The organism is Anabaena sp. FACHB-1391 (genome assembly GCF_014696755.1).
GTDB lineage: Bacteria > Cyanobacteriota > Cyanobacteriia > Cyanobacteriales > Nostocaceae > Dolichospermum > Dolichospermum planctonicum.
In genome coordinates, this window is record NZ_JACJQS010000051.1 from 1 (window position 1) to 23,160 (window position 23,160).

The following is a 23,160-nucleotide window of genomic DNA, read 5'->3' on the forward strand; positions in this document are numbered from 1 at the left end:
TGTGGAATCTAGACACAGGTAAGGAAATTCGCACCCTCACTGGGCATAGTAATTGGGTCTTCAGCGTCAGTTTTAGCCCAGACGGCAGGACTTTGGCTTCTGGTAGTGGTGACAAGACAATTAAACTGTGGAATCTAGACACAGGTAAGGAAATTCGCACCCTCTCTGGGCATACTGATACTGTCTGGAGCGTCAGTTTTAGCCCGGACGGCAAGACTTTAGCTTCTGGTAGTGGTGACCAGACAATTAAACTGTGGAATCTAGACACAGGTAAGGAAATTCGCACCCTCTCTGGGCATAGTAATTGGGTCTACAGCGTCAGTTTTAGCCCGGACGGCAAGACTTTAGCTTCTGGTAGTGATGACAAGACAATCAAACTGTGGAATCTAGACACAGGTAAGGAAATTCGCACCCTCACTGGGCATAGTAATTGGGTCTTCAGCGTCAGTTTTAGCCCAGACGGCAGGACTTTGGCTTCTGGTAGTGGTGACCAGACAATCAAACTGTGGAATCGAGATTTCTGGAATCTAAATTTAGACTCTTTAATGGTTCGTAATTGCGATTGGATACGAAACTATTTACAAAATAATCTTACAGTTAGCAAAAGTGATAGAAATTTATGCAACGGCATTGGTACTCAAAAGTAAAGTAAAGTTTTTTGGTTCTACCGCTTCCCTTATGGAGAAGAATATGAATTTAATTTTTGTAGGTTGGGTAGAACGAAGACCAAACCCAACATTAGGGGTAGGATAGCAAGGGGTGTTGGGTTTCGTCCCTCAACCCAAGCTACAATAAATATTATTTTACATAAAGGGAACGGTAGAGCCAGTTTTTTTAATTCAATTTATTTATGAAAAAGTCTTTCAGTCTTTCCTTCCCAAGCGGACAAACAGCAGACGCGGTTCAAGTTGATGACTTTGTAAATTTGCCCACTGCCCTCCATGACCTCGGCTTTCAAGGTTCCCGTCCTTTGCTAGTATTAGTAGGTGGTGCAAGTAAGGTGAGTGAAGCTGACCTAGTCCGTCTCCGTTTGTTGTTTGTAGAAATCATAGCTCCCCTAGTTGAAGAGTTGAATGCTGATGTTGTTGACGGCGGTACTAATGCTGGTGTAATGAAAATGATGGGTCAGGCTCGTAGGGATATCAATGGGACATTTTCTTTAATTGGTGTCGCAGCAGTGGGGACAGTAACATTACCTAATGCAGTCCCCACATCTTCCAATACAGAAGCCTTAGAACCTCACCATAGTCATTTTGTCTTAGTTCCTGGTTTTAATTGGGGTGATGAGTCCCCTTGGCAGGCCAGAGTAGCAAGTTTACTTGCTAAGGAAGCACCATCAGTAACATTACTAATCAATGGGGGGGAGATTGCTTTAGTAGATGTGATGCAAAATTTAAAAGTTGGTCGGACAATAGTTGTAATTGCTGGTAGCGGTCGGCTTGCGGACGAAATTGCTTTTGCCAGAAACCATCCAGAGTCTGAAGCACGGGAAAAGGTCGCAGAGGTGGCAGGGCAAAGTAATCTGTTATTATTTGATCTATCACAACCAATGTCAGAATTAGCGAAGCTATTGAGACAGCAGTTGACAAAGTGATTAAGACATTAATGAATATACATATCCGAGAATTAAATATGCGTTTTCTAGAACCCTTGTAGAGACGTTCCATGGAACGTTTCTACTTTCTAGGAGATGTCTAATAATTAAACCTTCTACACTTCCGGCTTTTTTTCTTCTTTTTGCTTTTTAGTTTCTTGGGTGACTTTGGTGAGATAAACTTCTACATCACTCTGAATGATATTTTCCACATTCGCGGCAAAATTTTTAAAAGCCTCCTCATGAGTTTTGTAACTGGCATAGGAACCGCTGAGTTCCATCAATTCCCAACCTTCTCCTTTGAGAATTTCCGTTGTCCGCCGATAGTGTCGCCAACGTTCTCCATAATGAAAAAACTCCTCAACCGAGGAACTGATAGCTACCATTCCCGATAAGGCAATTGTAAAACCTTTCAGATATGAATCTAGGGCTTTATTATTAATATTTAAACTTATTAATATGGGAACAATTACACCTCCAATAATTGTTGTTAATCGCAGTTGATAATAGCGTTGACGGGCATCATTAGCCCGTCCTTCCATCCACAAAATCTGGTCTAACCAGCGAGACTTTAGATAATGCTTTTGTCTATCATTAAGTTCCAGAGTCTCAAATAAATTAATAAACTCTTGTTTTAATAATTGGGAATAAGAATCTTTTTTTGCCACAACTCACTCCTTAAATAGTAGTAATTACACACAAAAATAAAGCCTCAGTCCACTCCACCACGGCCCCATAAGTATCTCCTGTATGTCCACCTAACTTATAATTAAACCAAGCTGGGGTAACAACAGAAATCACACTCCCAGATAAAACCATCCCCACAGCTAAAACTAAATTATGGGGATTGATTACCCAAACAACACCACTTAAACCAATTAACAAAAACCAACTGGGAAATAAATCAAAATAAGAACGAATGGCTTGTTTATGAAATGCACCCTTACCAGTAGGCTTCAGATAAGGATATTGACAAATAGCTATTTGTTGTCCCCAACGTCCCCACCCACAAGCAGCCATGAAGACTAAATAATGGTTTTCAGCTATATCTGTTAAAGCAGTTATTTTCAAAATAATAATCATTATAGCGGAAATTGCCCCAAATGCACCGGTAGCACTATCCATCATGACCTGTAACCGCCGTTGAGGATCACCCACTGCTAAACCATCCGCTGTATCCATTGCTCCATCTAAATGTAATCCTCCGGTAATTGCTATCCATGCACCCACTACCAAAGCATTACGGGTTAGCATGGGAATACCCAAATAATTCATACCTACATCTAACCCACCTAAAATACCACCAATCATTAACCCAATTACTGGCGCGAAACAAGCAACCTTTTGGAAGTTTAAATTTTGCACATTAGGTAGGGGAATAGCGGTATAGAAAATGACAGCCGCAACTAAATTTAAGAATTGCTGTTGCCACCAGCGTAATATCTTAGCCAAAACACTTGAATTATTGATGAGTATTAAGTTTGATAAATGTTCTGATCATCAATTACTCCCAGACAGATAATTTATCACAGATGACCAGACGTGGCTTCTCAATTTGATTTTATTGACAAAAACCCCACAAACTGCATCAAGTAGTCGAGAAAATGTTAAGTTGGTGGATAAATTTAGCGAAACCGTATTTTTGTCTTGAGTGCCAATTTTTCTTTTGAATGTCTCGCTACCTGTAGCCAGACCAAAGCCAGGGCTGGAATATTTTCTACTCCCCACGGACCAGTAGAAACGCCCAGGTTTATGCCTGTGGGAACATTAGCTAATGTGAAAACTATCACCCCTGCCCAATTGGCCGCAACGGGAGCGCAAATGGTTTTGGCTAATACCTATCATTTACATCTCCAGCCGGGAGAGGCTATTGTTGCGGGTGGTGGTGGGTTACATAAGTTTATGGGTTGGCCAGGTCCCATGCTCACGGACTCCGGTGGATTTCAGGTTTTTAGTTTGAGCGAGATGCGGAAAATTACGGAAGAAGGTGTAACTTTTCGCTCGCCTCATGATGGGCAAATGATTAAATTAACCCCAGAACGCTCTATTGAAATTCAGAATATTCTGGGGGCGGATGTGATCATGGCTTTTGATGAATGTCCCCCTTATCCGGCTACTCGTCAGGAAGTGGAAGCCGCTACTGACCGTACCTATCGCTGGCTAAAACGCTCTATATCAGCCCATCAACGCCAGGATCAGGCATTGTTTCCCATTGTCCAAGGGGGAGTATATTTAGATTTACGCGCCCGTGCTGCTGCGGAATTGGCGCAGTTGGATATGCCTGGATATGCCATTGGTGGTGTCAGTGTGGGTGAACCTACGGATTTAATGGCGCAAATTGTCCAAACTACAGCCCCGTTGTTACCTGTGAATAAACCCCGTTATTTAATGGGTGTGGGAACTTATCGAGAAATGGCAATTGCGATCGCTTCTGGGGTAGATTTATTTGATTGTGTGATTCCTACTAGATGGGCTAGACATGGTACAGCTATTGTCGACGGTGAACGTTGGAATCTGAAAAACGCTAAGTTTCGTGAAGATTTTACCCCACTGGATACAAATTGCCCTTGTTACACTTGTGAAAATTTCAGTCGTGCTTATATATCTCATTTGGTGCGATCGCAGGAAATATTAGCTTATACTTTGTTGACTATTCATAACATCACTGAATTGATTCGCTTTACTCAAAAGATTCGAGCTTCAATATTAAGCGATCGCTTTATAACAGATTTTGGTCATTGGTTGCAACATGATGCTATTGATTTAGAAAAAACTGAGGACTAATCATGATCATAAATTCTGTAATCAATCCAAAATCTAAAATCTAAAATCCAAAATCGGATTACCAAACCATGTTAAAATGTGTATCGCATATAAAAGCTGTATTTGATTATTAGGTGGATTTAAACAAACATGGAAGCAGCACTATTACTAGCAAAACTGCCTGAAGCTTACCAAATCTTCGACCCCTTGGTAGATGTTTTACCTGTTATTCCCGTTTTCTTCTTGTTACTTGCATTTGTTTGGCAAGCAGCAGTCGGTTTCAGATAACTTACCCATCTGCAATTTTCTGGACAGGTAATGCACACCTGTCCTATTTTTTTGTTTTTTTGCATGAAATTAATATTTCTTAATATTTTGCAATAAATCAATATAATTAATCCAGTCGCATACTAAATCACCAGGAATACACTATGGGAAACATCAAATTTGTCAAAGAGAATAAAGAAATAGTGGCCGCAAACGGCGCTAATCTCCGACTCAAAGCCGTAGAAAATGGGATTGATATTTATACATTTCTCAGTAAAATCACTAATTGCGGTGGTGCGGGACAATGTACTACTTGTGTTGTCCAAATTACCGAAGGACTAGAAAACCTTTCTCCCCGCACAGATTTAGAAAACCGCAAATTCAAAAATAAGCCTGATAATTATCGTCTAGCTTGTCAAACGCTAGTTAATGGACCTGTTAGCGTCATCACCAAACCCTAAGTTAAATCGGTAGTTAGCAAACGTTTATATATAAAAACAGCCCACTTATGTGGGTTTTAATTTTTATTTGTTCCAGGTCTGCGGATTTTAGTTGTTTAGCTGGAGATTCTAGTCCCCGGTTGTCTATTTGAGTTTAAGAAAATTGGCTTCACTTTGTCATCTGTGATGCTATTGTAGAGTAGTTGAATAGAAAAATTACACAAAAGGCTATTTTCCTATGCAAGTTAATGATTTGGGTTTCATAGCGAGCATTTTGTTCGTACTAGTACCTGCTGTTTTTTTAATCATGCTTTACATCCAAACTGGAAGCCGTGAAGGCAATTAACTAGTTAACGGTTAACGTCAGTAAATTGCCAGTTACATTGGGTAGGGTGGGTCAGAACCTAATGGCTTGGGTGACCTAGCCATAAATTAGTTTCAATTAGTTTCAATTAGTTTCAACTTCCCTCAACCGCCCTTTGAAAATTTCGTTCCCAGTCTCAGACTGGGAATACTCATTATCTACTCACAGAAACTGGTACAGGAATTTCTATGTGAGGATATAATGGAAAGCGATCGCACAAGGCCGCGACTCGTCTTAAACAATCCGCAGTTACTATTTCTGAATCTGGAGAAAGTAACCGATCTGCAATAATATTACCAATTTCGGTAAATTCTGCCACACCTAAACCCCTGGTAGTCATGGCGGGAGAACCTAATCTTAAACCACTGGTAACAAAAGGTGATTTAGTATCAAAGGGAACTGTATTCTTGTTGGCGGTGATATTCACGCTGCTGACTAGCTGATCTCCTTTTTTACCAGTCATGTCAATACAACGTAAATCTACTAACATTAAATGATTATCTGTGCCATCAGATACTAACTTAAAGCCTCTGTTTTGCAGTTGGGTAGCTAAAGCGCGGGCGTTTTCAACTACTTGGGCAGAATATTGTGTAAACTCAGGTTTAAGAGCTTCACCAAATGCTACGGCTTTACCAGCAATGACGTGTTCTAAAGGTCCCCCTTGAGTTCCTGGGAAAACTGATTTATCCAGCTTTTCTCCCAATTCTGGATCACGAGTCAAAATCAAGCCGCCACGGGGTCCACGTAAGGTTTTATGGGTTGTGGTGGTGACGACATCACAATAAGGTAGGGGGTTAGGATGATGGCCTGTAGCGACTAAACCCGCAATATGAGCAATATCAGCGAGTAAATAAGCGCCAACTTCATCAGCAATACTGCGGAATTTTGCAAAGTCAATAATCCGGGGATAGGCTGAATAACCACAAATTAACAGTTTAGGCCGTTCTTTAATAGCTAAATCCCGAATTTGATCATAGTCTAATTGTTCGGTTTCTTTACTTACGCCATAATGACGAACTTCAAACCATTTACCAGAAACATTCACGGGTGAACCGTGGGTAAGATGTCCCCCGTGAGACAAGTCCATACCCATAATTGTGTCTCCCGGTTTTAACAATGTCAGAAAAACGGCAAAATTAGCTTGCGCCCCAGAGTGAGGTTGGACATTGGCATGGGCAGCACCAAATAACAGTTTAGCTCGGTCAATGGCTATTTGTTCAATTTTGTCAACAAATTCGCAACCACCATAATAACGTTTACCTGGGAGTCCTTCTGCGTATTTATTGGTTAATACTGAACCTTGGGCAGCTAAAACAGCAGCGGAGGTGAAGTTTTCACTGGCAATTAATTCTAAGTGATCACGTTGTCGCTGTAGTTCTTGATTAATTAGTTCGTTAATGATAGGGTCGGAGTTTTTTAAGAGGTCTGAGTTAGTTTTGGTCACTTTGATTATCCTTAGGGAATTTGTTATGGAATTTGACGAAAATCGAAATCACGGTTAAACCTAAGCTGTTACGCCTCTAAATTTGATCATCCTTATCTGGCTAGATGTTGTGGTGCGGGCATCTTGCCCACTAGAATCATACAAATTAAATGCAGTACAGCAAAGTTACTGGGCAACCTGTCTATAATCAGAATTTAGGCTGAAAATATTTAGAGAACTAGAAATGTGATCATATAGGAATTATTGATTTTAGTAAATGTGGTGATCTAAATTTATGTATTTTTTGGTACTCAATTTAACATAAATTTCACACATCTAAGATACAATCAAATCAAGTACATTTAGCAGCCTTCTCAGGTTGCCAGAATTTTTTCCTCAATCATTTCCTAAATCATTCATATAAATTTTTCCTAATTATAACAAAAAGGGATTTAGATGTTAGTTATTTTCACCGATAATCAAATCCTTAGCCCAGAAACAGTTTGTCAGTCTTGTTTATTGGCAAATGGTAAGGGACAACCTCGCTGGAGTGGGGGAAAACTGCGCTGTGGTCAAGCAATTAATAATTTTACCCAACAACAGCCAGATCAATATGAGTGTATGATGGGTTTTCGGGTTGCCAATATAGAATGATTGGATTGTTATCAAGATCAAGCATCTGCGTTATCCTAAGCTCAATAGCTGTTGAAATTTATTCATAGGAGAATATAAAATGTCTTGGCGCGGGTCTACAACTTTCCCTGATCGAATTTTCGCTTGTTTACCTTATTTATTGCCTTTAATTGAGGTGTTTGCCTTCGGTCAGTTCTTTCTGAGTGATTTTCCACTGCTGGGACGGATATTTTTACCGCTTTTACCTCTGTTAAGAATTTACTATGGTGTTCGCTATGCAGAAATCATTATTTTCTTTGCCTTGTGGCTTTTAGTGGTGAGAAACGAGAAACTTAGTCATTTTATTCGTTTCAATACCATGCAAGCTATTATTTTAGATATTGTGATCTTTTTATGTGACATTTTGACTGATATTGTCAAATTAGTTCCTGGTAGTGGATTTGCTATGCAAACACTCTATACAACCATTTTTATGGGAATAGTAGCAGCGGTTGTTTATTCCGTTGCTCAGTCATTAATGGGCAAGTATGCGGAAATTCCGGCGATTTCCGATGCTGTTTATATGCAGGTACGCTAAAGATTAACTGCGGATAACTGTGTTTTCTAGGCGACCAATACCTTCTATTTCTATACAGATGCGATCGCCTATTTGCAAAGACCCTACTCCCATAGGCGTACCAGTTAATACTATATCACCAGGTAATAAAGTCATCACTTGACTGATATAAGACACCAAAAAATCTGGGGAAAATACCATTTGATCAATACAAGCAGATTGGACGGGATGGGGATGATCATTCAAAAAAGTCTGTAATTTAGCTCCTGGGTTTAATTCTCGGACAATCCAAGGACCTAGAGGACAAAAAGTATCAAAACCTTTAGCTCTTGTCCATTGGTGGTCTTTTTGTTGTAAATCCCTGGCTGTGACATCATTGGCAATGGTGTAACCCCAGATTTTACTTTGGGCTTGGTCTGGGGTACAATTAGTTGTGCGATCGCCAATCACAAGGGCCAACTCTCCTTCATAATCCACCCTTTGAGATTGGTGGGGATATTTAATTTCTCTATCTGACGCAATTACAGATGTAGGCGGTTTCAAAAATATAAGCGGTTCAGCGGGTACTGATGTTCCCATTTCCGCTGCGTGATCAACATAATTCCTGCCCACGGCGACAATTTTTGTTGGCGCGCAGGGAGCTAGAATTGTATAACAATTGGCTTCTAGGGTTAAATCCATAGGTTTACCATGCAACCAGGGTGGAGCGTCTAGGACTTCCACGTTCTGGGATAACTGGAGCAACCCATAATAAATTTTACCTTCTTGACTTTGAACTCGCACATATCGCTGCGCCATAACCTGAATAAATATCCTTAAATATGCTTTATTAAACCAGGATTTGACTAATGATTGTCATTGAAAACTGGTTATATTATAAGATAAATACGGAAAACCTCCTAAATTTACTCCAAAAATAAAGTTTAGCAGGAAAGGAATACTGGGGAAAATTGTGCTAACATGGAATAGCTAAAAAATTGTCAAAATTCCTTGTTGTTTGAGACGTTGATCAATAAAAGTATCGCTAACAGCAATATTTGTATGAATTAACACTTCTTCAGCCATTTTGTCCAAAAGGTGAATTAACGAATATGACCACAGTTTACGAAACGATGTACATTCTGCGTCCTGATTTGGGAGATGAGCAAATAGTACAACAAATTGCCAAATATGAAAACTTGATTCGGGAAAACGGTGCTGAGAATATTGAAATTCAAAACCGTGGTAAACGTCGTCTGGCTTATGAAATTAAAAAGCATCGTGATGGCGTTTATGTGCAAATGAATTATACAGGACCTGGAACTGCGATCGCTATTATGGAACGCGCTATGAGATTAAGCGAAGAAGTAATTCGCTATATGACAGTTAAACAAGAAGTTCCCAAGCAGAAAGTAGAAGCAGAAGCAGCAGCCTAATAACAACATTTTTTAGGTGAAAAGTATCAGCCGTTCACCTACCTATTCAGTAGGTGATGGGGTGAAAAGATAGATATATTTTGGTAGTTTCAGTAAACTGGAAAAGAAGGGTCTTTTTAGACAACGTGAATGTTAATATCACAGTTATACATAAGAGGTATAAGTGACTGTGAGCCAATCTGATATACCAAACATTCCAGAACTGTCTACCGAAATATCCCGGTTGCGGGAAGAGTTACAACTGCGAGATCAATTAGTAGAGCAGTTATCTCAAGAACTATTGGGGCTAGTTAAGGGTAACATTAATTTTACACCACCACAATCCGAACCAGGAATAGACTTGAGTCAATTGCAGGTGCTAAGAGATCAACTGCAATCTGTGGAAGAGCAGGTGAGATGCTACGAAGAGGAAATTAGGACTCGTGATACCGAAATTTATCAACTACGACAGTCAGTGCAAAAGCTAACTGATCAAAGTAAAATGTTAGAGCAGGTAATAGAGGAATTACCCCAAATTTACCGCCGTAAGTTTGAGGAACGCATAAAACCAGTGCGGGATCAGGTAGTCATATTACAAAAGGAAAATCGCCAATTACAAGCCGAATTGCAAAGTGTGAGTTATCGTTTAGCACTGAAAAACCGCCACACAAATCATGGTGGTATTGATTTACCTACTTTTCCTCGTTTATAAATTGTAACAGATAATATATCTGCTCCTCAAAACACCTAAAATTTGTGCCTGTATTTTCCTCGTCAAAACTTTTATGCCGCAGTATTTATAATTTTGGATACTGCGGTTTATAAGTATTGATGAGGGAAATCCTAAAAATTAGCTGGCTAATAATAGCTGCTGATCTTCAACAGGAGTAAAAATATCTTCATAACTTGGGAAAATTTCAAATACTGAATCAAGTTGGGTAAGTTCCAAAATCAACTTCACAGGGGCTTTGACATTGCAAAGAACTAACCGACAACCACTTTGACGCGCCGTGGTCAGACCTTTGACAAGGGGAACTAATCCAGAACTATCCATAAAATCTACATCTGCTAAATCTATAACCCAAAGTTGATGGACTTGAGGTTTAATTTGGTCCATCTGTTCACTCAAGTTCATACCACTGTCTAGGTCTATACTACCTTGGGGTTTGAACAAAATCACTTGGCGTTCTTGTGTAAGAGTCATAAATTTAACCGAGTATTTGAAAGACTATGAGAGAGAAGACTGACATTAATACTGTTTATAATTCAACCGCAAAATGACCATTTTCGCAAATTTATGTGCATTAACAGCAACGCGGTCGAGAAAATTTTCTCAGTATTTATATCGTATAATTTGTTGATATGTTTTTCTAGTATAAGCATAATTTTTTCCTAATTTCGGTAACAAACTTATCATTATTTAAATAATTTGATTTAAATAGTTTGACACTCTCACCAAAAACAAGCAAAGATATGGTATTGGTAAAAATTTGTAAACTCGGTGGTAGCGGATGTCTTTTGAGCTAATTTCACTAGAAAACATCCAAGAAATTGCTCATAATTATGGTTATTTAGCGATTTTTTTGGGAATATTGCTAGAAAATTTGGGTATTCCTCTCCCTGGGGAAACCGTAACCATTGTTGGTGGTTTTTTGGCTGGTAGCAATGAATTAAATTATTGGCTGGTTCTTGGTAATGCGGTTGGAGGGGCTGTAATTGGTGGTAATTGCGGCTATTGGATAGGTAGAGTGGGTGGTTGGCCTTTTCTGCTACAAGCTGGGAAGATTTTCCGCATTTCAGAGGTACGACTGTTGAGTATTAAGGAGCAATTTACGGAAAACGCGGCTAAAGCTGTATTTTTTGGGCGATTTTTTGCCTTATTGCGAATTTTTGCTTCACCACTGGCAGGTATAGCAGAAATGCCCTTTGGTAAATTCCTCATTTATAATGTAGCTGGGGCGACTGCGTGGGGTGGTGTCATGGTGACTTTAGCTTTTTTTGCGGGGAGAATTATTTCTCTAGAACAATTGGTGGCCTGGGTAAGTAAATTTGCAATTTTGGCGTTACTTATCCTAATTGCTGTGATTATTGTCCCAATTTGGTTGGAGTCCCGCGAAGTGAAGCAGCAAACGGAAGAGTAAAGGATTAATGGTCAGGTTAAGCAGGTATTTTACCTGCTTGACTATACTAAATTGGTGATGAGTAAAATAGTTAATTATTCCCTACACCCTACACACTATATGTTACTACTTATTACCTTGCGCCCAAATGCGGGTAGGTAAACCCCAAACGTAAATAAAACCTTCCGCAGCTTTGTGATCAAATTGATCTTCAGCGCCATAAGTTGCTAAATCAGGGGTATATAGTGTATTATCGCTCCAACGCCCCACAATTATGGCATTACCTTTAAATAGCTTTAACCGCACTACACCAGAAACTCTTTCTTGTGTTTGTTGAATAAAAGCATCTAAAGCAGCTTTGAGAGGACTATACCAAAGTCCGTTATATACTAGTTTAGTGTAGGTTTCTTCTATGCCTCGCTTGTATTGGGTGACATCTGCTGTTAAAGTGAGACTTTCTAAGTCACGGTGAGCATTAATTAAAACTACCATTGCTGGTGATTCGTAAATTTCCCGTGATTTAATCCCGACTAAGCGGTTTTCAATCATGTCAATGCGACCAATACCATGATTTCCCACGATTTTATTGAGTTGTTCAATTAGCTCAACCGGGTTTTTCGCTGTCCCGTTAATGGTGGTAGGAAGTCCTTTTTGGAAGCCAATTTCTAGATATTCCGGCTCGTTGGGAGTATCAGCTATGGCTTTGGTCATTTCGTAGATTTCTTCCGGTGGTTCGTTTGCTGGGTCTTCTAATGTACCAGCTTCAATACTGCGACCAAGTAAGTTTTTATCTATACTGAAGGGAGAGGATTTTTTCACTGGTGCGGGAATACCAAACTTCTCACCATAAGCAATGGTTTGCTCTCGACTCATACCCCATTCCCTGGCTGGTGCTAATATCTTCAAGTTAGGGTTGAGGGCTGCACAGGAAACGTCAAAACGTACTTGGTCGTTGCCTTTGCCCGTACAACCGTGAGCGATCGCATCTGCGCCATATTTAGCAGCCGCTTCTACCAATATCTTAGCAATCAAAGGACGAGCCAGGGCTGTTCCTAAAGGATAGCGGTTTTCATAGAGGGCGTTAGCTTGAATTGACGGAAATGCGTAATCTTTAACAAAGATATCCTTAACATCCGCTACTAAAGACTCACTTGCACCTGATTTCAGGGCTTTTTCTCGAACTGGTTCTAATTCATCTCCCTGGCCTAAATCTGCTGCTAGGGTAATTATCTCTTCTACTCCCCACTCTTGCTTTAAGTAGGGAATACAAACGGAAGTATCAACTCCACCAGAATATGCTAAAATAACTTTTTTGGCGCGACCCATGAATTTCTCCACTCAGGAAAACAAAGAATGAGTCATTATTATATCTGACTTACCTAGCGTATATTTTTTTTGTGCAACGGTAACTTTGCTATATTTGTCTGATTCTCAATACAAGCAATAGTATTTTAGGTAAAACTGTGTTTTTGAGTATTGTTATTCCCACTTATAATCGCTTACCAATTTTAGAAAAGTGTCTCCGCGCTTTAGAAGTACAGCAGTTAAGCAACGAGAATCACATAGAAGGTTATGAAGTCGTATTGGTAGATGATGGTTCTAATGATGGTACTTTGAATTGGTTAGAATTACATAAAGACGAATTTTCTCATGTCCGCTGCTTTGAACAGAATCATGCAGGACCGGCTGCTGCGCGAAATTTAGGGGTAGAAAAAGCCTGTGGTGATACAATTATTTTTATTGATAGTGATTTAGTGGTTTTACCGAATTTCCTCCAAGCTCATACAAATGCTTTGATACAAGGAAAAGAGAAATTAGGAAGCGACAGCTTTTTTACCTATGGTGCTGTAATTAATACTTGTAATTTTACCAATCCCACCGCAGAGCCTTATAAAATCACAGATTTTTCCGCTGCTTTCTTTGCTACGGGTAATGTCGCTATTCCCAAACATTGGTTAGTGAAAGCCGGGTTATTTGATCATAGTTTTCAACTCTATGGTTGGGAAGATCTAGAATTAGGTGTCAGGTTAAAAAATCTGGGTTTAAAACTAATTAAATGTCCCGAAGCTGTTGGTTATCATTGGCATCCACCATTTAGTTTACAACAAATTCCTAAGTTAATTGATCAGGAAATTCAACGGGGCAGAATGGGAGTTTTATTTTATCAAAAACATCCCACTTGGGAAGTAAAAATGATGATTCAAATGACTTGGTTTCATCGTTTATTATGGGGTATTCTTTCGTTAAATGGCCTTGTAAATGAAAGAACTATGTCTCCCTTTTTACAATGGTTGATTGATTTGGGTAAACCACAACTAGCCTTAGAAGTGGCGCGGATTTTCTTAAATTGGTATAATGTGAAAAGTGTTTATGCAGCTTATGTTGAGATAAAGAGTAAATAAATCAAAGCAGTAGCCCAAGACCTCTTTCCTTCCTGTTTTTACCCTCTTCGTGGTTCATTCATTCTAGAATACACATATTTAATTTTTGTTTAATTTTTGTTTAATTTTTGGAGATGCTTACTGGCCAATATCATATTTTATTAATTTCATCAGACACAATTAGCTGTATGCTTAATGATAGGCAACCTAGTTGTAACTTCACGTAATTAGGCGTAAAGAAACTTAATATTGATCACTCTTTTGCTTGTTGGTATTAGTTTTACTGCTAATTGGTTCATTTATGCCTAAATACTTAACTTGGTTGTTCAGCACGTCAGAAAAAAAACTCTCTGATAGCTTGCGTAGGGCAGCCACGGCTCAATACTAGCAGCAAAAACCACAAAAACCCTCACGACAAAGACGTAAAAATGATTCAAAAAATTTTGTTGGCTGTCTCTGGTTTGGGACACGCAGAAGAAATGCTCAAGAACTTGAAAGAAATGCCTTCATTTCAAGGTGCGAAGGTAACGGTTCTTCACGTTGTTACTCCACAAAGCACTGCTGCTGTCATGACGGATAAATGGGAAGAAGGTGGCAAAATTCTGGCTAAGGCTATTCAGTATTTAAACTTAGATCCCAGCCAAGTTTCTTCTATTTTGCGTCAAGGTGATCCCAAGGATGTGGTTTGTCAAGTCGCGGATGAAATGGATGCTGATTTGATTATTATGGGTTCACGAGGACTGAAGCGGTTACAATCAATTTTATCTAATTCCGTTAGTCAGTACGTTTTTCAATTGTCTTCCCGTCCCATGTTGCTTGTGAAAGATGATATTTATGTCAAAAACATTAAGCGCGTTATGGTGGCAATGGATAATTCTGAGTCTGCCAAAAATTGTTTAAATTTAGCTTTGTTCCTGCTCCGGGGTGTTGTAGGTGGACAATTAATTTTAGCTAATGTTAATACAGATTTAGGTGGCAAATTATCAGGTATTACTGATCTTAAACCAGAAAGAAGTTCTGTATTGGGAATGGCTTTAGCTGAAGCAGAAAGGCAATCTGTAGCAGTACGTTGTGTTACTAGCAGTGGTAAACCGGGGGAAGAAATTTGTCGTTTGGCTAGTGAGTTGAATATAGACTTATTATTAATTGGTTCTCCAGACCGTCGACCATCTATCGCTAAGAGTTTTGTTGATATAGATCGTCTTATAGGCGCGTCTTTATCTGACTATGTTCGTGTTAATGCTACTTGTCCAGTTCTTTTGGCGCGAACTGCTGGTTAGTCCTTGGAGGGACTATCAACTCAGATGTAACTTCTAGCCTGACTGGAGTGGCCATAAACCTGATTTTTGTCTAGTAGGGGCAATTTCATGAATTATCCCTACTTTTGTTCTTTTGTACATAAATCCCCAAAATATCTGATCATTGTTTGTGGTATTTTGTTGAAAATACATACTTCCACCAGTTCATGTCATATTTTCTCATCATTCAAAAACTCTGCTAAACTTGGCACATTTACCCAATTTCCTATATCATGAGATTGGTGGGATAAATCCATGAGTAATTGGGAATAAACCCCTGCTTGCAAAGAAGGTGTAGTTTGTGCATGGTTAGTAATTCCTTTTACCCATTCATCAACAACACGCAACAAAGCGCAAATCCGCCCATCATGATAATATTGAGGAAAGAGAAATTCCTGGGGAATGGCTATTTCTTTTAAAGGTTCACCCGGTTGAGAACTCCAAACCTGAAAGCCATGAATATAGTCTTTTTGATTTTTGCTACCTAAAACCAATGTTCCCTTATCTCCATATACTTCTATCCAATGGGTTCTAGGTGCATGAATAACCGCACTAATACAGACTTGGACAGGTGTACCATCAACCAATTCTAGAGATAATAAACAAGTGTCATCACTATCAACTAATTGTAATTCACCAGTGGCGGGGTTAATTCTTTCAGGAATAGCAGTCATTAAATGAGCGTTTAATTTCCCAACTGCACCGAATAACCAGTTAATATAATCAAAAGCATGAGAACCTAAAGCACCTAATACACCACCACCTTTTTCTTGACTAGAATACCAATTCCAAGGACGAGAAACATCAGCACGAGAAGAACCCAACCAGTCAATTTTAATTAACCGAATATTCCCTACATAATTTCCAGCTAGGAGTTGAGCAAAAAATTGCCATTGGGGAACAAACCGAAATTCAAAATCTACAGTAGCAATTACACCTTGATTTTTTGCTAACTGATATAATTCTTTGGCTTCATTGACATTTAAAGTTACAGGTTTTTCTAATAAAAGGTGTTTACCAGCTTGTAAGACTTCTTTGGCCATTTCATAGTGTAAAAATGGTGGTGTAGAAATACTCACAGCTTCAACAGCAGGTAAAGCCAGAATTTCTCCTAAATTATCACTAGCATCGGGGATATTGTGAGTTTCCGCAATAGTTTTAGCTTGATGAATATCTCGATGATAAACAGCGACAATTTTAGTATTATGATGTGCTTGAAATGCGGGAATGTGTACTTTTTGACCAAATCCTGTACCAACAATTGCTACCCCAATCATATCGAATTTTTTCAAGTTTATTTCAGTTTATTTAATCAATAATTGTAGCAAATAATTGCCTTTTGAGAAACCTCAATGGCGAAAGTTATTAATCTGCTGTTTAATTAACAGGTAAAAACAATTGCCATTAAGTTAGTAAATACAAAATTCTCTCACCTACAGTTGAGGCTGGAGAATTAGTATCTTAATTGGGTAAATCTGCATCTTTATATGCTTTATTGACACGCATAATTTTTGCTCCTAATTGCTGCAACTTCATATCAAGTCGGTCATACCCCCGATCTAAATGTTGCAGTCCTTGAACTGTGGTTGTTCCTGATGCTGCTAACCCTGCTAAAACTAAGGCTGCGGAAGCTCTTAAATCCGTACCTATCACTGGTGCGCCCGATAACATTGGCACGCCGCGAACAAAAGCAGTGTTACCTTTGACACGAATATCTGCCCCCAAACGGTTCAACTCAGAAGCATGACGCAAGCGATTTTCAAACACTGATTCATTAATAATACTATCCCCTGCCGCCAAAGTTAATAAAGCCATAAAAGGCGCTTGCATATCCGTGGGAAAACCGGGATGAGGCAAGGTATCAATATTGATAGCTTTCAGGGTTTTAGCGGGTAAAATCCGTAAACAATCCTCACATTCTTCAACAATTGATACACCTATTTCCTGTAATTTGGCAATGACGGGAATTAAATGCTCAGGTGCAACTGGGGATAGAAGCAATTCAGAGCGTGTAATTGCTCCAGCAATTAAAAATGTTCCAGCCTCAATCCGGTCAGGAATAATGGTATAATCTGTAGAGTGTAATTTAGGCACACCAACTATAGTAATTGTACTTGTTCCCGCACCTTGAATTTTTGCACCCATTGAGTTACAGAAGTTGGCTAAATCTACTACTTCTGGCTCTCTGGCGGAATTTTCTAAGATAGTTTCCCCGTCTGCTAAGGTAGCAGCCATCATTAAGGTTTCCGTCGCTCCGACACTGGGAGTATCTAAGTAGATTTTCGCGCCTCTTAATCTGCCCTTATTTCCAGGAACGTGAGCATGACAAATACCATGTTCAATTTGCACCTCTGCACCCATGGCTTGCAGTCCCCGAACGTGCAAATCTACTGGTCTAGCACCAATGGCACAACCTCCTGGTAAGGGCATCTGTGCTACTCCTAACCGGGCTAAAATCGGACCAATGGCAAAAAAGCTGGCTCGTAGTTGGGTAACAAGTTCATAAGGGGCTTTAGATGTGGTAATTTCACGAGCATCAATATCTAAAATATCACCTTCTCTACTTAAACGTAGTCCTAAAGCTGATAAGACTTGTCTCATGCTATCTACGTCCGCTAACAAAGGAACGTTACGAATGCGACAATCACCGGAACATAGTAAAGTTCCGGCCATGATTACCAGTGCGGAATTCTTTGCTCCGCTAATTTTTACATGACCTGCCAAAGGATATCCACCACAGATTTGCAAGACTGAGGAGTCCACTGCCAATGAGGACTTCACCTCTGGTAAGCTGCTAGAAGAATTAATAAGCCTGCCTCCAAAAAAATACGTAATTATAAAGGTTTGATGTTGGTTTTGATTTTACATTAATAATTCCTCAGCTTGATGAAGCTAGAAAAATTTTTCGCTAAGTTAAGGCTATAAGGTCGTTAGATTTTATCATGCAGTCGGCAAAGTTAACTGGAAAAATGGAGATTGGCGGGAAGGGACAATTTTTTCCGATGACCAAAAATCTGGGATACAAGCCCCGTCCACTTCGGCAAGTGTTACAGTGAGCTTGTCGAACTGCTCAGTGCATCGCTTTTAGGACGGCTTTATGTTAAAATTTGGTCATAGTCGCCTTATGGCATTGGGAGACTTTAAACGGACATGGAGGGACGATAAGACCACTTGTGGCGTGTTCCAGTGAAGTGTCAAGAATCATCGCACCTTCAGGTCGGTGAGTATGTCAATTTTTCTATTCTGCCAATTTTTTTCTTGACAAATACCAACAGTTAAGCGATAATGATAGTCTATGAATAAAATTGAATGTCAGCGGAACTGGCGGAATTGGCAGACGCGCTAGATTCAGGTTCTAGTGCCGCAAGGCTTCCGGGTTCAAGTCCCGGGTTCCGCATCTCAATTTGGGACTGATCTCAAGTCCGAAATCTCAAGTCTAAGATTGTGTTAACAAGTTTACAAAATTCCCTGGTTAAGCAAGTTCGTAAGTTACACTCTCCTAAGGAGAGGCATAAACAGCAGCTATTTTTATTGGAAGGAACTCATTTACTAGAGGAAGCTTGTGCGGTTGGTTATCCGTTAAATGCGGTATGCTGTACTCCTCAATGGGAAATGAACCATCCTCAATTATGGAAGGCTGTTTGTACCCATTGCGATCGCACAGAAATTGTCAGCCCAGAAGTTTTAGCAGCAATGGCCACAACTGTTAATCCTGATGGTATAGTAGCGATCGCTCCACGAGAAGCACAGTCAAGAAAAATTTCTCCGACAGGTTTAGTTCTGGCTTTGGAAACCGTCCAAGATCCCGGTAATTTGGGAACTATAATTCGTACGGCCGCAGCCGCAGGGGCATCAGGTTTATGGTTGAGCGCCGATAGTGTAGACTTAGATCATCCCAAGGTTTTACGGGCTTCTGCTGGTCAATGGTTTCGTTTAAACATGACTGTCAGTGAAGATTTGAAAGCTACCGTTGAGGAAAGTCAGCAAGCAGGAATACAGGTAGTAGCCACATTACCTAATGCTGATTTGACTTATTGGCAAGTGGACTGGTGTAAGCCTAGTTTAATATTATTGGGTAATGAAGGAGCAGGATTATCAGCAGATTTGGCCGCTTTGGCAGATATTCAGGTGAAAATTCCCCTTAGTCCTGGGGTAGAATCTTTAAATGTGGGGATTACTGCTGCTTTAATGTTGTATGAAGCTCATAGACAAAGAATTTATAGCCATGAATACTGATACTGCTGATTGTTATGAAACAAAGGTTAAGGCTGGGTGCGGTGATGATGACTTTTGGTTTACTAGCCTGTGATAGCTGGTTTGCTGCTGCAGGTGATCTGGTGGAACGGGTCAGGGATGGTGATACATTGATATTAAAAAGTGAAGATGGTAAAAATTTGACCGTGCGGTTTGCTTGTGTTGATGCTCCAGAAATACCCCATTCTCACAAAGAAAAGAGGAGTAAAATTAGCAGAGATGTGAACCAGTTTGCTTGGGGTGTGAAAGCAAAAACACGGATAGAGGAACTAATTAAACAAACAGACAATCGTGTCAAGTTAAATATGACAGATAGCGACTCTTACGGTAGAAAAATAGCCGAAGTGCGGTTAAAAGATGGCACGTTTTTACAGCAAATATTGTTAAAAGAAGGGTTAGCTAAACTATATCATCCCTATTTAAATAAATGTCCCAGTCAGAATATATTACAACAAGCTGAGGCAGAAGCGCGACAACAAAGAATTGGCGTTTGGGGTGATAGCAAATTTGTTAATCCTTGGAATTATAGACAAGCAAATAAGTAAATAACTCTCATGTAGAAACCTATTTTTAAATGATACAACCACGTAAATCATTGTAAATCATTAAAAGCGATCGCTTTACAAAGGCTTAAACATATATAATTCTAAATTATCTCTATAAAATCCTCTTTTCCTAGTCTGCTTTGAGTTTCTTGTTTCCGTTATCACTACTTATAACTGAGTTCACAATAAATCATAATTAAAACTTATCATAATAAGATAATACTTTTAATATTCAGAACTTAGGAAAATTCAACTTTAGATTTTCTTAACAATTAATTGAGAATTATTTTTATTTAGCAACGAGCTTGCAATACTTTCGGCGATTTGCTAGAATTATTGAGAATTTCATAATTGGGTTATTATTGTCAATTTTACACCCTGCTCAAAAGATGATCTATAAAAGTCTTTATTTATAGTCCTTTCAGAGATCAATTTTGAAAAAATATACAAAACTTTACAAATTAGCAGTGGTTTGAAAGAGTCAATTGGGGAAAAATTATTCAGCAAATCATGTACTTTGACTATTAGAACAAATATACCATTGACAAATAGGTTAACTTATGGTATGTCGGGTGTGTTAGCGATTAGTAACGCACCATATGATCAAATCGTTTAAATTGTCTAATGTGCGGTTATTAATAATTGAATCTTGATCATATCCCATCAATTACAGGAGAAACTAAAGCTAATGTAGAGACATTTCATGAAACGTCTCTACAAAGTGGTTTACCTCGAGGATACCAGAAACTACACTAAGGCAGTTGTAAAGTTATTGAGTCCTAAAGGACTAGTTAAACCTCTTACCTCAATAATTGCATCAGTAGTGGCATTAAATCCTGCGGTAGCGTCATTAATAGCGACAAAAGTACGGATATTAGCACCAGTACCAAGGGTAAATTGAGCCGCAGAGTTAGCAGTAAACACAGTAGCAGGTAAGTTTTTTGCAATTTCAGATGTACTAAATATTGCCACAGCCCCGGCATCATAGAAGCTGGTGACAGTGGAAACAACTAATAAATCATTGCCAGTAGTAGCATTGAAGTCGGTAATAACATCAAAGTTACTGAAAACAGAATCAGCTAAAGTGCGGTAGTCAAAACGGTCTACTCCCAGCCCTCCAGTTAAAGTATCTTTTCCAACTCCTCCGGTAAGGATATCATTACCAGCACCACCATTGAGGGTATCATTACCAGCATTACCTGTGAGGGTGTTAGCGGCTGAGTTACCTGTAATGAAGTTATTAGCTGCGTTTCCTGTACCGTTAATAGTAGCTGTTCCTTGCAACGTCAGGTTTTCCACAGAGTTGCTTAAGGCGTAATTTGCATTGGTCAAAACACTATCATTTCCTCCATTATCAACTTCTGTGATGATATCTGCTGTATTGTCCACATAATAGATATCATTACCAGCACCACCAATGAGGCTATCAATACCCGTACCACCATTGAGGGTATCAGCACCCTCACCACCATTGAGGGTATCATTACCAGCACCACCATTGAGGGTATCATTACCAGCATTACCTGTGAGGGTGTTAGCGGCTGAGTTACCTGTAATGATGTTATTAGCTGCGTTCCCTGTACCGTTAATAGTAGCTGTTCCTTGCAACGTCAGGTTTTCCACAGATTCGCTTAGGGCGTAATTTGCATCAGTCAAAACACTATCATTTCCTCCATTATCAACTTCTGTGATGATATCTGCTGTATTGTCCACATAATAAGTATCATTACCAGCACCACCAATAAGGGTATCATTACCAGCACCACCATTGAGGATATTAGCGGCTGAGTTACCCGTAATGACGTTATTAGCTGCGTTTCCTGTACCGTTAATAGCGCCATCTAGTAAAGTCAGGTTTTCTACGTTGAGAGCATCTCTAAGAATGTAGGTGACACTAGTTTTAATGGTGTCTACACCGTCATTGGCATTTTCAGTAATGATTTCATAAGTGTTATCAACAATATAGACATCAACACCCGCACCACCAACTAAGCTATCAACACCTGCACCACCATCGAGGGTGTCGTTACCCGCACCACCATCGAGGGTGTCGTTACCCGCACCACCAACTAAGGTATCATCACCACCAAGACCAGTGATTATGTCATCAACTATAGTACCCTGAAGGTTGTTATTACTATCATCACCAGGGTCGGTTTCAATTGAGAGAAACCAACCACCAGCAACATTTCCCACATCACCACTGGCACCATCGAATATGTAGAGCCGCCACTCACCGTTGAGGTTAGTACCGTTAAAAACAGAAAAGTCTGCATTGTGAGGTCCTGCGGGGGCAGGAGAGTCAAAAAAGTCCCCGTCATAATAATTAGTTGGCCGATAAGTACCACTGCTAATGGCACTGTCAGGAAGACTAGAAGTGGCAGTGGCATCAAAAGTCAAAGTAACGTTGTTTATATCATCACTATCCCCTGCATCAGACATCAGGATGCTGTTCGCGCCCGTTGGACTTACTAAAAGCACATCAATGTCATCTGGATAGGTATGGTTGAGGTTGGCCAGGGGCCAGGGTGACTGTTAGCTTAGTCAAGCTACCACTGGTTCCAGAAACATTGATAATTGAAGGATAAGGATTACTTGTCCCGCTGTTTGGAATAGAGATGTTGCCAAGGTTCTTGAAAAATGAAATTATTGCCATGGAGATAACCCTATGTATTGTGAATGGTTATTTTCTCGATAATATCATACCTTTACAGATTTTTATACCAATTTTGTACTGACTTTGTACTGACTTTGTACTGACTTTGCGATCGCCTTAATACCAATATGGTTTAAAGACTTTGTATTGACTTTGTAACCGACCGGACACCAATATGGTTTAAATATCTATCTCAAGATAGATGATAAATCAGCCGTAAAGTACATAGTTGACATTTACTTACTTGATCTATTAGCTTGGAAAAAGACAATTAAAGTTATGGGTAATTGCCTAAAATACCAGCATCCCACCATATAGGTGAATAACTAAGTGAACAACTACTTAACAAAAATCAATGCCAAGATCACTGAGAGTTCGTCATGACTGCATTGCCAAAGTAAAATTAGCAGTTACAGACAACGGATACCCTAACCAAAGAGTTTTAGCTCGTGATACAGGATTATCCCTATCT

Annotated in this window: 24 protein-coding genes and 1 tRNA gene; 16 read left to right on the top strand and 9 right to left on the bottom strand. The window is 39.5% G+C overall.

The window, feature by feature from the left end; all coding sequences use genetic code 11:
- Both H6F62_RS18655 and H6F62_RS18660 read left to right on the top strand, forming a co-directional pair.
- On the top strand, window positions 1–647 hold a 647-nt coding region (locus H6F62_RS18655; RefSeq protein ID WP_190372690.1), incomplete at its 5' end, for a WD40 repeat domain-containing protein.
- 203 nt (window positions 648–850) lie between these two features.
- The gene (locus tag H6F62_RS18660) at window positions 851–1,594 is read left to right on the top strand and encodes a hypothetical protein (RefSeq protein WP_190372691.1); all 744 of its coding nucleotides are present in this window, start codon (window positions 851–853) and stop codon (window positions 1,592–1,594) included.
- Window positions 1,595–1,710: 116 nt separating this feature from the next.
- On the opposite strand, the gene H6F62_RS18665 is transcribed toward H6F62_RS18660, so the two are convergent.
- Together H6F62_RS18665 and cobS are read right to left on the bottom strand one after the other, a co-directional pair.
- Window positions 1,711–2,262 (bottom strand): DUF4231 domain-containing protein, encoded by a 552-nt coding sequence (locus tag H6F62_RS18665; RefSeq protein WP_137906824.1) that lies wholly within the window; start codon window positions 2,260–2,262, stop codon window positions 1,711–1,713.
- A 10-nt stretch (window positions 2,263–2,272) separates the two neighbouring features.
- Window positions 2,273–3,046 (bottom strand): adenosylcobinamide-GDP ribazoletransferase, encoded by a 774-nt coding sequence (gene cobS, locus H6F62_RS18670; protein WP_190372692.1) that lies wholly within the window; start codon window positions 3,044–3,046, stop codon window positions 2,273–2,275.
- Window positions 3,047–3,241: 195 nt separating this feature from the next.
- On the opposite strand from cobS, the gene tgt reads away from it, so the two are divergent.
- The 4 genes from tgt to psbM all read left to right on the top strand — a co-directional run bounded on the left by tgt (window position 3,242) and on the right by psbM (window position 5,410).
- Window positions 3,242–4,378: a tRNA guanosine(34) transglycosylase Tgt gene (gene tgt / locus H6F62_RS18675; protein ID WP_190372693.1), complete on the top strand. Its 1,137-nt coding sequence runs from the start codon at window positions 3,242–3,244 to the stop codon at window positions 4,376–4,378.
- A gap of 129 nt (window positions 4,379–4,507) precedes the next feature.
- A complete protein-coding gene (locus H6F62_RS18680; RefSeq protein WP_006195022.1) occupies window positions 4,508–4,645 on the top strand; it encodes a photosystem II reaction center protein K in 138 nt (45 codons plus the stop codon).
- Window positions 4,646–4,788: 143 nt separating this feature from the next.
- On the top strand, window positions 4,789–5,085 hold the full coding sequence (locus H6F62_RS18685; RefSeq protein WP_028082439.1) for a 2Fe-2S iron-sulfur cluster-binding protein: 297 nt from the start codon (window positions 4,789–4,791) through the stop codon (window positions 5,083–5,085).
- 217 nt (window positions 5,086–5,302) lie between these two features.
- Window positions 5,303–5,410 (top strand): photosystem II reaction center protein PsbM, encoded by a 108-nt coding sequence (gene psbM, locus H6F62_RS18690; RefSeq protein ID WP_071604776.1) that lies wholly within the window; start codon window positions 5,303–5,305, stop codon window positions 5,408–5,410.
- A 172-nt stretch (window positions 5,411–5,582) separates the two neighbouring features.
- On the opposite strand, the gene glyA is transcribed toward psbM, so the two are convergent.
- A complete protein-coding gene (glyA, locus tag H6F62_RS18695) occupies window positions 5,583–6,872 on the bottom strand; it encodes a serine hydroxymethyltransferase (protein ID WP_190372694.1) in 1,290 nt (429 codons plus the stop codon).
- A 435-nt stretch (window positions 6,873–7,307) separates the two neighbouring features.
- On the opposite strand from glyA, the gene H6F62_RS18700 reads away from it, so the two are divergent.
- Entirely contained in the window at window positions 7,308–7,505 is a 198-nt protein-coding gene (locus H6F62_RS18700) for a hypothetical protein (protein ID WP_137906828.1), read from the top strand.
- Window positions 7,506–7,584: 79 nt separating this feature from the next.
- A complete protein-coding gene (locus H6F62_RS18705) occupies window positions 7,585–8,061 on the top strand; it encodes a Tic20 family protein (RefSeq protein ID WP_190372695.1) in 477 nt (158 codons plus the stop codon).
- A 3-nt stretch (window positions 8,062–8,064) separates the two neighbouring features.
- Here H6F62_RS18705 and H6F62_RS18710 read toward each other — a convergent pair whose 3' ends face one another.
- Window positions 8,065–8,838: a fumarylacetoacetate hydrolase family protein gene (locus tag H6F62_RS18710; protein ID WP_137906830.1), complete on the bottom strand. Its 774-nt coding sequence runs from the start codon at window positions 8,836–8,838 to the stop codon at window positions 8,065–8,067.
- A gap of 293 nt (window positions 8,839–9,131) precedes the next feature.
- On the opposite strand from H6F62_RS18710, the gene rpsF reads away from it, so the two are divergent.
- Window positions 9,132–9,455: a 30S ribosomal protein S6 gene (gene rpsF, locus H6F62_RS18715; RefSeq protein ID WP_137906831.1), complete on the top strand. Its 324-nt coding sequence runs from the start codon at window positions 9,132–9,134 to the stop codon at window positions 9,453–9,455.
- Between the two features lie 169 nt (window positions 9,456–9,624).
- The gene (locus tag H6F62_RS18720) at window positions 9,625–10,146 is read left to right on the top strand and encodes an Npun_F5560 family protein (protein WP_137906911.1); all 522 of its coding nucleotides are present in this window, start codon (window positions 9,625–9,627) and stop codon (window positions 10,144–10,146) included.
- 138 nt (window positions 10,147–10,284) lie between these two features.
- Here the strand turns inward: H6F62_RS18720 and H6F62_RS18725 are convergent, their stop codons facing one another.
- Window positions 10,285–10,638 carry an STAS domain-containing protein gene (locus H6F62_RS18725; RefSeq protein WP_137906832.1) on the bottom strand — a complete coding sequence of 118 codons (354 nt, stop codon included), beginning with the start codon at window positions 10,636–10,638 and terminating at the stop codon, window positions 10,285–10,287.
- Between the two features lie 307 nt (window positions 10,639–10,945).
- On the opposite strand from H6F62_RS18725, the gene H6F62_RS18730 reads away from it, so the two are divergent.
- The gene (locus H6F62_RS18730; RefSeq protein ID WP_137906833.1) at window positions 10,946–11,575 is read left to right on the top strand and encodes a DedA family protein; all 630 of its coding nucleotides are present in this window, start codon (window positions 10,946–10,948) and stop codon (window positions 11,573–11,575) included.
- A 105-nt stretch (window positions 11,576–11,680) separates the two neighbouring features.
- On the opposite strand, the gene H6F62_RS18735 is transcribed toward H6F62_RS18730, so the two are convergent.
- Window positions 11,681–12,880 (bottom strand): argininosuccinate synthase, encoded by a 1,200-nt coding sequence (locus tag H6F62_RS18735; protein ID WP_137906834.1) that lies wholly within the window; start codon window positions 12,878–12,880, stop codon window positions 11,681–11,683.
- A 137-nt stretch (window positions 12,881–13,017) separates the two neighbouring features.
- Between H6F62_RS18735 and H6F62_RS18740 the strand changes: the two genes are divergently transcribed.
- Both H6F62_RS18740 and H6F62_RS18745 read left to right on the top strand, forming a co-directional pair.
- Entirely contained in the window at window positions 13,018–13,956 is a 939-nt protein-coding gene (locus H6F62_RS18740; RefSeq protein WP_190372696.1) for a glycosyltransferase, read from the top strand.
- Between the two features lie 407 nt (window positions 13,957–14,363).
- The gene (locus tag H6F62_RS18745) at window positions 14,364–15,215 is read left to right on the top strand and encodes a universal stress protein (protein WP_137906836.1); all 852 of its coding nucleotides are present in this window, start codon (window positions 14,364–14,366) and stop codon (window positions 15,213–15,215) included.
- A gap of 188 nt (window positions 15,216–15,403) precedes the next feature.
- Here H6F62_RS18745 and H6F62_RS18750 read toward each other — a convergent pair whose 3' ends face one another.
- Both H6F62_RS18750 and murA read right to left on the bottom strand, forming a co-directional pair.
- The gene (locus H6F62_RS18750; RefSeq protein ID WP_190372699.1) at window positions 15,404–16,510 is read right to left on the bottom strand and encodes a Gfo/Idh/MocA family oxidoreductase; all 1,107 of its coding nucleotides are present in this window, start codon (window positions 16,508–16,510) and stop codon (window positions 15,404–15,406) included.
- Between the two features lie 184 nt (window positions 16,511–16,694).
- Window positions 16,695–18,041, bottom strand: coding sequence for a UDP-N-acetylglucosamine 1-carboxyvinyltransferase (gene murA / locus H6F62_RS18755; protein ID WP_190372700.1), 1,347 nt, complete (start codon window positions 18,039–18,041; stop codon window positions 16,695–16,697).
- 507 nt (window positions 18,042–18,548) lie between these two features.
- On the opposite strand from murA, the gene H6F62_RS18760 reads away from it, so the two are divergent.
- From H6F62_RS18760 to H6F62_RS18770, 3 genes are all read left to right on the top strand, one after another.
- Window positions 18,549–18,630 (top strand) — tRNA-Leu (locus tag H6F62_RS18760).
- Between the two features lie 47 nt (window positions 18,631–18,677).
- Window positions 18,678–19,469: an RNA methyltransferase gene (locus H6F62_RS18765; protein WP_137906838.1), complete on the top strand. Its 792-nt coding sequence runs from the start codon at window positions 18,678–18,680 to the stop codon at window positions 19,467–19,469.
- A 14-nt stretch (window positions 19,470–19,483) separates the two neighbouring features.
- Window positions 19,484–20,032 (top strand): thermonuclease family protein, encoded by a 549-nt coding sequence (locus tag H6F62_RS18770; protein ID WP_190372697.1) that lies wholly within the window; start codon window positions 19,484–19,486, stop codon window positions 20,030–20,032.
- A 747-nt stretch (window positions 20,033–20,779) separates the two neighbouring features.
- On the opposite strand, the gene H6F62_RS18775 is transcribed toward H6F62_RS18770, so the two are convergent.
- Window positions 20,780–22,552 carry a calcium-binding protein gene (locus H6F62_RS18775; RefSeq protein ID WP_242026080.1) on the bottom strand — a complete coding sequence of 591 codons (1,773 nt, stop codon included), beginning with the start codon at window positions 22,550–22,552 and terminating at the stop codon, window positions 20,780–20,782.
- Between the last annotated feature and the right edge of the window lie 608 nt (window positions 22,553–23,160).